Below are 10,373 nucleotides of genomic sequence, written 5' to 3'. Positions count from 1 at the left end.
GGTGGGTGAGGGGCGTGAGAGGGTCGGCGCGGCGGGGTGGATCAATTGCGCGTGATTTCCCCATTTCCCCGTGTTCACAGCAAAGCGCGCAGCCTCACCTCGCTTGCTGCGCCCGCAGCTATTCAGATGGAGCATCACCATGAGTACACCCAGTGGATTCCCGGACCGCCGCCCACTCGGCACCGAGTACGACACCGTCGTCACCTCTACCCCCGTCATCACCCCCACACCGGAAAGCGCGGTGTCCTGGGGCGCGATCATCGCCGGCGCCGTAGCCGCCGCTGCGCTGTCGCTGGTGCTGCTGATCCTGGGCGTCGGCCTGGGCCTGTCTTCGGTGTCGCCGTGGTCGTTCGACGGCGTATCCAAGGAAACCTTCGGCTGGACCAGCGTCGCCTGGCTGACCTTCACTGCGCTGGCCGCTTCCGGCCTGGGCGGTTACCTGGCCGGTCGTCTGCGTACCAAGTGGACCAACCTGCACGGTGATGAGACCTACTTCCGCGATACCGCGCACGGTTTCGTGTCGTGGGCGGTTGCCACCCTGCTGACCGCTGGCCTGCTCACCTCCGCCATCGGCGGCGTGCTGGGTGCCGGCGCGAAAGTGGCCGGTGCCACCGCTGGCGCCGCTGCGACCACCGCCGCTGCGGCAGGTGCGGGCGCTGGTGCGGCCGCGATGGGCCCGCAGGAAGGCGACATGAATTATTGGGTCGACTCCCTGTTCCGTAACGCCTCCACCAATCCGCCGCCGACACCGCCGGCCCCGCCGATGGGTGCCGATGCAGGCGCGCCGCCGGCTGCCGCGGTCGGTGCACCGATGGCTCCGGCTGCCGGCCCGCGTGACGCTGCCATGCCGCCGCCGCCGCGTCCGATGCCGGGCAACGAGCGCGCTGGGGATCGCCGTGAAGTGCGTGCCGAGGTAAATCGCATCGTGGTGTCCAGCCTGCAGAGCGAGGGCCTGGATCCGGCCGACAAGCAGTACCTGGCCCAGCTGATCGCCCGCGAAACCGGCATGACCCAGGCCGAGGCAGAGGCCCGCGTGACCGACGTGCAGACCCGCATGCGGGCCGCGCTGGAAGATGCCAAGAACACCGCCAAGACCGCCGCCGATGATGCCCGCAAGGCAACTGCCTACGCTGCACTGTGGCTGTTCATCACGCTGCTGATCGGCGCGTTCTTCGCCAGCCTGAGTGCCACCTGGGGCGGCCGTCGCCGCGACCTGTAACTTTCGTATCCACCAAGGAGAACCGACATGAAAACCCTACTGCTCTGGTTCCTGGGCGTTCCGATTCCGCTCCTGATCCTGTACGCGATCTTCTTCTAAGCATCGCCCAGTAAGTAAAAACGCCAGGCCGCAATGATGCGGCCTGGCGTTCTTTTTTGGGTCAGTCCTGCAGGCCCCACTTGCCGGCGTCGGCGTGCTTTTCTTTATAGATGGCACCGGCGAAATCGACGTGCAGTTCGGTCCAGTCGCCGCCATCGCGGTGGGCCAGCACTTCGAAGTGCTTGGGCTTGCGCTCCGGCGTGCCCTCGACCGTCCAGCCGGCCTTCTTCACCGCAGCCAGCACCGCGCGTGGATCGGCGGGCACGTCCGGGTGGTGGTGCTTGGGGCCGTGGTGCGGCTTCTTGTGTTCCACCTCGACAAACCGGCCGCCCTTCTTGGCGATGCGGCTGACCTTGATTTCCGACGGCCGTTGCTCGCCTTCCAGGCGGATGGCGAGACCTTCAGTGAGCGGGAACGCGTCAGCGCCCTTCGGTCCGAGATCGGCCAGGTAGGCGGCATCGTCGGCGATGAAGGTGAAACGGTGGGCAAAGACGTGTTCGATGACGCCGGCGAGGGCGACCTTTTCGTGGTGCGGCATGTATTTCTCCTGAGAGCGCCCAACCGCGGGCGCATCTCCGTTATGGAGTTGGCGAGCGGGCGTTGCAATGCATGCGTAGCGGTACCCGCCAGGCGTAGATAGCAGCCAGTCAGCCACGGCCAGCCAGTCGGCTCTACCGGGCCAGGGCGATGCCTCAGCAGGTCCAGGGGTCGATGATGTCGATTCCGGCTGCCTGGAACGGCCCGGCATCGCGGGTGGCGACGGTGAAGCCATTCGCTACCGCAATCGCGGCAATGTAGCCATCCGGCGTTGGGAACCCCTTGCCGCCCATCCGCGCAGTCACTGCGAGATCGGCGTAGCAGCGCGCGGCCTCCAGATTGAAGGGCAATACCCGGTCGTGGAACAGCTCGATCAGGCCATCGACCGCGCTCCGCAGCGCCTGCTTTCTGCGCCCGGCCGGCAACGCGCCGACGCCGTACAGCAACTCCGCGATCGTCACGCTGGAGAGATAGAGCGTCTCCGCCGCCTGCCTGTCCATCCAGTCGAGTACAGCGGGGGAGGGCGTAGGCCTCATCGCTGCTGAAACGACCTTGGTGTCAAGGACGATCATTCAACCCCAACGGCTTGGCCGGCGTTTTATCGCGCGTGGCCGTCAGCGCATCGACATCGGCGTCGGTGAGGCCGTGATCGGCGCTCAGCGCCGCCAGGGCCGACCCCAGCCGCACCCGGCTGGCCGGTCGCACGGCGGATTCCAGAATGTCGCGGATCTCGGCCTCGGTGCTGCGACCATGCTGTGCCGCGCGCACTTTGAGCGCCCTGTGGGCTTCCTCGGAAAGGTTTCGAATGGTCACGGCGGGCATATGAGGGCATCCATTAGCGCGTGACGTCGATGATATCACTATGTCCATTGTGATATCAGTCAAGCGCGGGTATCGCGTCCCGGCAGCGACGCGCCACGCTCAGCCAGCGCAGGCGCGGCCGCAGTCATACGGACTGCGGCCTGACCCCGAGCACCGCCGAGCACGGGCCGGCGCTACCGATTTCCCGCTTAGAACAGGCCTTCGAACGGGTTCCAGCTGACCTTGCCCTGCACGCGTTCGGCGTAATAGCTGTAGTTGGTGCTCATGGCCACTGAGAGGCCAAGCGCTGCCGCCAGTGCCCGTACCAGCAGGTCCGGCACGAAGAAGGAGACGACGATGAGCGCCACGTACAGGCCAAAAACCACCAGGCCCTTGCGCCACATGCCCAGGATGAAAAGGTAGATCCAGCTGAAGAACAGGGCGAACAGGTTGATGTTCACTTTGAACTTGCCGGCGAAGGGCAGTTCCTTGAGTGCCTGACGGTATTCCTTGGTCTTCGGTGCGCCATGCCGTGCGAAGAAGTCGAACCGGTATTGCCACTTGGGACTATGCGGCCCGGTGTTCGGTGTTTCCATTGTTGATCAAAGCTCCATGTAATCGGTTACATGATAGCTAGAACGAATCGCATTCACCATGGGAAAGCAGCTGAGCACGGCTCGGCGCTACCGACGTGTGCTGCACGGAGCGAAACTGTGATCCGGTCGAGAAATTTCGCTATGTTTCGATATTGATACATAACGAAACATGACATAAGGTCGTCGGCGACAACCCTGGGGGAGGTTCAGCGCCTCCCTGTCTCGTCTTCCCTCGTGCAACCGAAGAGGTACGTCCATGTCGTCGTCACGTCCGTTTTCCGGAATGCTGGCTGTCGCAGTCCTCGCCAGCGCCCTGTCCGCCGCCTGTGCCCACGCCGGCACCCTGACCCCGGCGGTATCCACCCAGGAGTTCGACAATCCGCATCGCGGTTTCATGTTGTGGGGCAGCTCGTATGCCGTGGATGGCGGGGTGGACAATTTCCACGGGGCGCACATCTATCACGTGTACCTGCCGTGGCGGATCATCGAAACCGCCGACCAGGTATTTGACTGGAACGCGGTGGAAACCTTGTACCTGCAGCCGATCCTCAACGACGATCCGCTGGCCACCTTCGTGCTGCGCCCCGTCGCCGATTATCCGGAAAGTGCCGCCAGCCAGATCGACGCGCATTACACCGGCGGCGAGAACGAACGCGACTATCCGAAGTTCCTCGAACAGGCGCCGCTCAACATTCCGTATGCGGTGCGCGCCAAGTGTGATTCGGATGGCCCGATCCGCAGCCTGGACTACAACAACCCGGCGGCGCGCCAGCAGATGCAGCAGTTCGTGCAGGCGCTGGCTGCGCGCTTCGATGGCGACCCGCGCATCACGGCCATCCAGGTGGGCCTGCTCGGCTTCTGGGGCGAATGGCATACCAGCGGCTGCGAAGACCTGCAGCCCAATGCGCAGACCCGTTCGCTGATCCGCGATGCCTACACCGCCGCCTTCCTGAAGACGCCGCTGCAGACACGCTATGCGCGGGCGTCGGACGTGGGATCGGCGCTGTTTGGTTTCCACGAGGATTACTTCCCCTCGTTCACCGGCAAGTGCAATGCGTTCAATCCGCAGATGCCCAGCTGCAGCGACGATGGCTGGTGGAACCTGGAATACGGGCTGGCCAACGAGGTGCCGGCGGCGCGGCAGAACTGGATGGTCAACCCGGTCAGCGGCGAGAGCCCGAACAGCAACCAGAAGAGCACCTGGACCAACCGCACCGCCGATGTACGCAAGCTGCTGCGCGATTACCACTTCAGCTTCCTTGGCCCGGCCGGTGCGCACGAAACCAGCGGCAATGCGGCCAAGCTGAAGACCCTGAAGAGTGACCTGGGTTACCGGCTCGGCATCAGCACGGTGACCTGGCCCAACACCCAGGTGCGTGGCCAGCAGGCGGCACTGCGGCTGGATATCAAGAATCACGGCTCGGCCCCGCTGTACAACGCTTACCACGTGGAACTGCACTGGGTGGCGGCCGATGGCAGCACCAAGGCGCGCACCTCGATTCCTGCGGTGACCCTGAGCGAGATCATGCCGGGCACGGTGCAGAGCCGCAGTACCACCTTCACCGTGCCCGCCACCTTGGCGGCGGGTAGTTACTCGCTGCGGCTGGCGCTGGCCGACGACGCCCCGGGCCGGCGCAACATCGCCCCGCAGAACGACGGGCAGGACACGCAGCGTCGGCTGCCGCTGGGGCAGGTACAGGTGAACTGAGGTATCGCGGTTCCCTGATACGTGGCGATGCGGCATAGGGCTGCATCGCCACCTCGGCAGCGGGGCAGGGCCCGGCTTTCCCCGCCGTCACATTTGCGTCATCATGCCGCCCAATCTGTTACCTCCAGCCGCCGCCAGAGGATCACTTCCTGCCTGGAGGCACTGCCGTGTCCGTCGTTCCGTCCCCTGTCACCCTGGCCCGTAGCGGTCGCCTGCATCGCGCCCTTGTCCGTTCACCGCTGACCCAGGCGGTCTCCGCCGTGCTCACACTGGGCCTGCTCAGCACCAGCGCGCAGGCCCAGCAGGCCGCCACCACGCAGGCCGACGATGACGCCGCGCGGACCCTGCAGACCGTGCAGGTGACCGCCAACCAGCTGGGCACGGTGACCGAAAACAGCGGCTCCTACACGCCGGGCACCATCGCCACCGCCACCCGGCTGGTGCTCAGTCCGCGGCAGACCCCGCAGTCGATCAGCGTGATCACCCGGCAGCAGATGAACGACTTCGGCCTCAACGGCATCGACGACGTCATGAAGGTCACCCCGGGCATCAGCATCGTGACCTACGACAGCGAGCGTACCGAATACTACGCACGCGGCTTTGCGGTGCAGAACTTCCAGTACGATGGCATTCCGATGGCGCGCGATTCGGCCTATTCGGCTGGCAATACGCTCAGCGACATGGCCATCTACGATCGCGTGGAAGTGCTCAAGGGCGCCACCGGTCTGCTGACCGGCATGGGCGATCCGGGTGCGACCATCAACCTGATCCGCAAGAAGCCGACGCGCGCGTTCGCCGGTAGCGTGGGTCTGGGTGTCGGCTCGTGGGACAGCTACCGCGCCGAAGTGGATGTCAGCGGCCCGCTGACCGAAAGCGGTCGCGTGCGTGGCCGCGCGGTGGCCGCACAGCAGGACAAGCATTCCAACGTCGACCATTACCAGCGCACCAACAAGGTGTTCTACGGCATCCTGGAAGCGGACATCGACGACAGCACGCTGCTGACCGTCGGCGCCGATTACCAGGACAGCGATCCGCAGGGTTCCAGCTGGGGTGGCATTCCGCTGCTGGACAGCACCGGCAACTTCAACAAGATGCCGCGTTCGTTCAACAACGGTGCGCGCTGGAGCAGCTGGGCGCAGTACAGCCGCACCGCGTTCGCCACGCTGGAACACACCTTCGGCAATGACTGGGTGGCCAAGCTGCAGCTCAACCACCAGGTCAACGGTTATGACGCCCCGCTGGGTGCGGCGGCCGGCGGCAACCCGGATCCGGTGAGCGGCGAAGGCGTGAGCATGTGGGTTGGCAAGTACGTAGGCGAGACCACCAGCAACGCCGCTGATCTGTATGTCAGCGGCACGTTCGAGTGGTTCGGTCGCCAGCACGAACTGGTGGTCGGCGGCAGCGTGTCGCGCAAGCGCTGGATCAACGACGGTTACTCGCCGCAGGAAGGCTATGTCACCGGCGTGGCCGATTACCGCGGCTGGACCGGCGATGTGCCGGAGCCGGACTGGCAGTGGGGCTACGGCAACAATGAAGTAACCCGCGAAAGCGGCGCCTACGTGGTGGGCCGCTTCGACCTGGCCGATCCGCTGAAGCTGATCCTGGGCAGCCGCGTGGCCAACTACAAGGCCATGGATATCGACGAGAGCGGGGTGATCGTGCCGTACGCCGGGCTGGTGTACGACCTCAACCAGAACTACTCGGTGTTCGCCAGCTACAGCTCCATCTTCAAGCCGCAGAGCAACCAGGACGAGCAGGGCAGGGTGCTGGATCCGCTGGAAGGCCGCAGCTACGAAGCCGGCGTCAAGGCCGAGTTCCTGGAAGGACGCTTCAACGCCAGCGCGGCGGTGTTCCAGCTGGAGCAGGACAACTATGCCGAGCCCAGTGGCGGGCTGACCCCGAGCGGCGGCATCGCCTACCGCGGGCTGATGGGCGTGCGCACCAAGGGCTATGAGTTCGACGTGTCCGGCCAGGTCGCACCGGGCTGGCAGGTGCAGGGCGGCTACGCGCACAAGATCGCGCGGCAGCAGTCCACCAAGGTGTCAACGCTGGAGCCGGAAGACCAGTTCAGCCTGCACACCACTTACCGCGTGCAGGACGGCGCACTGCGTGGGGTGAGCATCGGCGGCGGCGCGCGCTGGCAGGGCAGCACCTTCGGCACCATCACCAACCCGTTGGACGGCGGCAGCCTGGTGCATCGCACCGATCCGTACTGGCTGCTGGATGCGATGGCGCGCTATGAGTTCAACGACAGGCTGTCGGCCACGCTCAACGTCAACAACCTGCTGGACAAGCATTACTACACCATCTTCAACTGGTACAGCACCTACACCTGGGGCGAGCCGCGCAACGTGCGGTTGACGGTGAACTACAGGTTCTGATGGCGCTGGTCAGGCGCCCCGGGGATGGATGCCGGGGCGCCTGGCTGCGCTTTGGGGCGCTTACGGAATCAGCCGCTGCGCCCGCAGCGTGGCGAACAGGTCGAAGAAAGCGTCATCGCTGGGCTGGTAGTCCAGGAAGCCCAGCCGACGGCTCTTGGACATATCGGTCATGACTTCGACCGGGCGGCCCAGGTCGGCGTCGGTGTGCCACGGCGATACCAGTCGGTGGATGTCCGGCTCGGCCAAGCCCTGTTCGATGGCCAGCTGCACCCACAGCGCCGCATCGTCGGCCATCTGCCGTTCCAACGGGCGCAGCTCACCGGTGAACGGCGCCGCTTCGATGCCGAACCAGTCAGCGATGCGGCCCCACATCCAGCTCCAGCGGAACACATCGCCGTTGACGATGTTGAAGGCCTGGTTGGCGGCTGCCGGGGTCTGGGTGGCCCATACCAACTGGCGTGCCAACTGGCGCGCGTCGGTCATGTCGGTCAGTCCGTTCCACTGCGCCAGTGAGCCGGGGAAATAGAACGGACGGCCGCTGCGCTTGCACAACGAGGCATACACCGCCAGCGTGGTGCCCATGTTCATGGCGTTGCCCACCGCTGCGCCGATCACCGTATGCGGGCGATGCACGCTCCAGCTGAAGCCATCACGCGCGGCCGCGGTGAAGACCTCGTCTTCCTGCGCGTAGTAGAAGTTCTCGATCGGCAGGCGCGGCTGTTCCTCGCGGAACGGGGTCTGCGGCAGCGCGCCCTGTGCGTAGGCTTCGAATGGCCCGAGGTAATGCTTCAGCCCGGTCACCAGCGCGACGTGCTGCACCGACGCGGCCGGCTGCAGGGCATCCAGCAGGTGGCGCACCATGGCCGCATTGACGCGGATATTCTCGGCCTCGTTGGCCTGCCGCGACCACGTGGTGATGAATACATGGGTCGGCTGCAGGTCCGCCAGTGCGGCCCGGGTGGCCTGCGCGTCACGCAGATCGGCCGAGACACCGTGAACGCCCGCCGGCAGCGCCGCCGGATTGCGCGCCAGACCGTAAACTTCCCAGCCTCCCTGGAGCAGCTGCTGGATAAGGGCGCTGCCGGTAATGCCGGTTGCACCGACTACCAACGCTTTCTGGGTCATGGGATTGCCTTTTGCATCAAATAACAGGCAGACACCTTAGGATATCGGGGTCAGGCCCGAAAGAAGGCACCAAATGGTAACCACGCGATGAAAGCAGGCACTCCGGAACAGGAATGGCGTGAAGACTGCGCGCCCCGGCGGGTGCTGGAGCTGTTCAGCACCAAGTGGACGTCGATGGTGCTGCACACCCTGGCCGTGCGCCATGATGGCGTGGCACGCAGCAACGCGCTGCATCGCAGCCTGCCTGCGATTTCCAGGAAGATGCTGATCCAGACCCTGCGCGAGATGGAGTTGGCGGGCATCGTGCTGCGGACCGAACATCCCACCGTGCCGCCATCGGTGGAGTACAGCCTGACCGCGCTGGGCCGGCAGCTGGTGGAGCCGATCGAGCTGATCTACGACTGGGCGCGACGCAATGCCGATGCGCTGGACGCGCTGAAAGCGCGGCCGACGTCACGGCGGCGCGGATAGCCCCAGGCAGGCCCTTTCCGATTCCGCATCCACCACCCGGGAGAATGTCGTGACCGCTGACATGTTGGATACGCAACGCGATACCCCGGCCGATTACAGCGACGCGCTGTACCGTGTGTATTTCGAGGTGGGGGAGTGGCAGCAGATCGCCCTTGGTGCGATCAGTGCATTCCTGCTGGAGCGCAGCCGGGACCATCCGGCGTTCCACTTCGATCCTGCGTCTGTGCAGCGGGTGGACCATGGTTATGCGCTGGATCTGCCGATGCAGCTGATTCCAGAAGTGGTGCGGGCGCTGGCTGAGCGGAATGTGGCGGTGTACCAGGTGGTGAGGCGGGGGCGGGTTTGAGTGACTGCTCCAACCCATCAGGCCCCGGATTCACTGGGCTGCTGATTTGAGTCGCGTCCTGGTCGCCCAACTGTGACATTGCGTGAACCGCTCCATGCTGTCCCAGACTTCCATGTCCGGCTGCTCGCCCATCCTGGCGAGCAAGGATGCCGCCTTCGTTTTGTCACCCGCGAGGCAGGAGAAGTACGCGAATTTCTGGATGTTCCAGTCGTCCGGGTACTTGGCCATCACGTCGTCGATACCCTTTTTCATCAGAGCCCAATCGACCTTCGAGTTTTCTGGAAACCCATCACGGAACTGCGAGTCGATGGCGACCCAGTAGATGCGTGTGTACATGCCGGCACCCTCTTCAGCGGCAGTGCCGCGCATGGCGCGGCGTGCGAAGTCGTCGATGCTCTGCGCGCTGCCATTCCATTTCGGCAACAAGTAAACGGTAGCGGTGAAGTAGAGCGCGTAATAGCCAGGGTACTTGCCTGTCCCTTCTTCGAAGAGTTGCTGGAAGCGTTCTGCCGGCCATCCTTGGCTGTTCGCGATCCGTTGCATCGAGGCATACCAATGGGGATCCACATCAGCGATTGATTTGTGCTGCTCAAGATACATTCGCGCGCGTTCGATGTAGTCCCGGAAGGGGGCCCAGTCCTGTTCGCGGACAGTGCGGGCATAGCCCCGGCCGCGGATATTCCAAGCGTGGTTTTCCAGCAGTATCGCTGCCGCCAAGCGAGCGGAGGCAGAATTCGGACGGGCGGTAATCCAATCATCCACAAAGGCGGCCTGCTTTTTCCGGAACGCGTCTGAAGGTCGCCTGCTCGTGATCGCGTCGGCTAATCCGGTGTAGTACGACTCCAGCTTCCAGACCCCGCTTCCCGTCCGCTCGGCAGGATTGCGGTAGCGAACGGCCAGGGCGTCGAGTGCGGCGAAGTCGCGTGACTCAACCAAGGCTCGAACGTCGGCGGCGATGGCGTTGCGCTGCTCGATTTCGTTGGCCCGGGCATCCATGAGGACAAACAGGCAGGCGAGGGCAAACAGCGGGCCCAGCAGGATATTCCGATCCATGGAGCAATCCTTTGATGCGTGATGGCTGAGTGAGGTC

The 10,373-nt window shown here is 64.6% G+C and carries 11 protein-coding genes; 5 read left to right on the top strand and 6 right to left on the bottom strand.

Annotated features, from left to right (window positions below):
- Window positions 1-139 precede the first annotated feature (139 nt).
- On the top strand, window positions 140-1,219 hold the full coding sequence (locus ABB28_RS16610; RefSeq protein ID WP_057687477.1) for a hypothetical protein: 1,080 nt from the start codon (window positions 140-142) through the stop codon (window positions 1,217-1,219).
- A 160-nt stretch (window positions 1,220-1,379) separates the two neighbouring features.
- On the opposite strand, the gene ABB28_RS16605 is transcribed toward ABB28_RS16610, so the two are convergent.
- The 4 genes from ABB28_RS16605 to ABB28_RS16590 all read right to left on the bottom strand — a co-directional run bounded on the left by ABB28_RS16605 (window position 1,380) and on the right by ABB28_RS16590 (window position 3,252).
- Window positions 1,380-1,856 carry a hypothetical protein gene (locus ABB28_RS16605; protein ID WP_057687476.1) on the bottom strand — a complete coding sequence of 159 codons (477 nt, stop codon included), beginning with the start codon at window positions 1,854-1,856 and terminating at the stop codon, window positions 1,380-1,382.
- A gap of 154 nt (window positions 1,857-2,010) precedes the next feature.
- Window positions 2,011-2,427 carry a type II toxin-antitoxin system VapC family toxin gene (locus ABB28_RS16600; RefSeq protein WP_057687475.1) on the bottom strand — a complete coding sequence of 139 codons (417 nt, stop codon included), beginning with the start codon at window positions 2,425-2,427 and terminating at the stop codon, window positions 2,011-2,013.
- Window positions 2,414-2,677 carry a FitA-like ribbon-helix-helix domain-containing protein gene (locus tag ABB28_RS16595; protein ID WP_057687474.1) on the bottom strand — a complete coding sequence of 88 codons (264 nt, stop codon included), beginning with the start codon at window positions 2,675-2,677 and terminating at the stop codon, window positions 2,414-2,416. The genes ABB28_RS16600 and ABB28_RS16595 overlap by 14 nt, the downstream gene beginning before the upstream one ends.
- A 188-nt stretch (window positions 2,678-2,865) precedes the next feature.
- Window positions 2,866-3,252 carry a DUF2628 domain-containing protein gene (locus tag ABB28_RS16590; protein WP_057687473.1) on the bottom strand — a complete coding sequence of 129 codons (387 nt, stop codon included), beginning with the start codon at window positions 3,250-3,252 and terminating at the stop codon, window positions 2,866-2,868.
- A gap of 283 nt (window positions 3,253-3,535) precedes the next feature.
- Here ABB28_RS16590 and ABB28_RS16585 point away from each other — a divergent pair, with 283 nt between their 5' ends.
- Together ABB28_RS16585 and ABB28_RS16580 are read left to right on the top strand one after the other, a co-directional pair.
- Window positions 3,536-4,960: a DUF4832 domain-containing protein gene (locus tag ABB28_RS16585; protein ID WP_057687472.1), complete on the top strand. Its 1,425-nt coding sequence runs from the start codon at window positions 3,536-3,538 to the stop codon at window positions 4,958-4,960.
- 167 nt (window positions 4,961-5,127) lie between these two features.
- On the top strand, window positions 5,128-7,341 hold the full coding sequence (locus ABB28_RS16580) for a TonB-dependent siderophore receptor (protein ID WP_083492069.1): 2,214 nt from the start codon (window positions 5,128-5,130) through the stop codon (window positions 7,339-7,341).
- 60 nt (window positions 7,342-7,401) lie between these two features.
- On the opposite strand, the gene ABB28_RS16575 is transcribed toward ABB28_RS16580, so the two are convergent.
- Window positions 7,402-8,466 carry an SDR family oxidoreductase gene (locus ABB28_RS16575; RefSeq protein ID WP_057687471.1) on the bottom strand — a complete coding sequence of 355 codons (1,065 nt, stop codon included), beginning with the start codon at window positions 8,464-8,466 and terminating at the stop codon, window positions 7,402-7,404.
- Window positions 8,467-8,553: 87 nt separating this feature from the next.
- Between ABB28_RS16575 and ABB28_RS16570 the strand changes: the two genes are divergently transcribed.
- Together ABB28_RS16570 and ABB28_RS16565 are read left to right on the top strand one after the other, a co-directional pair.
- On the top strand, window positions 8,554-8,937 hold the full coding sequence (locus ABB28_RS16570) for a winged helix-turn-helix transcriptional regulator (protein WP_057687470.1): 384 nt from the start codon (window positions 8,554-8,556) through the stop codon (window positions 8,935-8,937).
- A gap of 49 nt (window positions 8,938-8,986) precedes the next feature.
- Window positions 8,987-9,283 carry a hypothetical protein gene (locus tag ABB28_RS16565; RefSeq protein WP_211260406.1) on the top strand — a complete coding sequence of 99 codons (297 nt, stop codon included), beginning with the start codon at window positions 8,987-8,989 and terminating at the stop codon, window positions 9,281-9,283.
- Between the two features lie 30 nt (window positions 9,284-9,313).
- Here ABB28_RS16565 and ABB28_RS16560 read toward each other — a convergent pair whose 3' ends face one another.
- Window positions 9,314-10,336, bottom strand: a complete 1,023-nt coding sequence (locus tag ABB28_RS16560) for a DUF4034 domain-containing protein (RefSeq protein WP_057687468.1) — start codon at window positions 10,334-10,336, stop codon at window positions 9,314-9,316.
- Window positions 10,337-10,373 lie beyond the last annotated feature (37 nt).

The sequence above is a fragment of the Stenotrophomonas chelatiphaga genome (genome assembly GCF_001431535.1).
GTDB classification, from domain to species: Bacteria; Pseudomonadota; Gammaproteobacteria; order Xanthomonadales; family Xanthomonadaceae; genus Stenotrophomonas; species Stenotrophomonas chelatiphaga.
Note: the sequence above shows the minus strand (reverse complement) of the source record. Positions and strands in the feature narration are given on the sequence as shown.

Excerpts from the sequence above, each read along its gene's own strand:
- ABB28_RS16570 (WP_057687470.1), top strand. The coding sequence starts at position 8,554 with ATGAAAGCAGGCACTCCGGAACAGGAATGGCGTGAAGACTGCGCGCCC.
- ABB28_RS16590 (WP_057687473.1), bottom strand. The coding sequence starts at position 3,252 with ATGGAAACACCGAACACCGGGCCGCATAGTCCCAAGTGGCAATACCGG.
- ABB28_RS16585 (WP_057687472.1), top strand. The coding sequence starts at position 3,536 with ATGCTGGCTGTCGCAGTCCTCGCCAGCGCCCTGTCCGCCGCCTGTGCC.
- ABB28_RS16610 (WP_057687477.1), top strand. The coding sequence starts at position 140 with ATGAGTACACCCAGTGGATTCCCGGACCGCCGCCCACTCGGCACCGAG.
- ABB28_RS16595 (WP_057687474.1), bottom strand. The coding sequence starts at position 2,677 with ATGCCCGCCGTGACCATTCGAAACCTTTCCGAGGAAGCCCACAGGGCG.
- ABB28_RS16605 (WP_057687476.1), bottom strand. The coding sequence starts at position 1,856 with ATGCCGCACCACGAAAAGGTCGCCCTCGCCGGCGTCATCGAACACGTC.
- ABB28_RS16560 (WP_057687468.1), bottom strand. The coding sequence starts at position 10,336 with ATGGATCGGAATATCCTGCTGGGCCCGCTGTTTGCCCTCGCCTGCCTG.
- ABB28_RS16575 (WP_057687471.1), bottom strand. The coding sequence starts at position 8,466 with ATGACCCAGAAAGCGTTGGTAGTCGGTGCAACCGGCATTACCGGCAGC.
- ABB28_RS16600 (WP_057687475.1), bottom strand. The coding sequence starts at position 2,427 with ATGATCGTCCTTGACACCAAGGTCGTTTCAGCAGCGATGAGGCCTACG.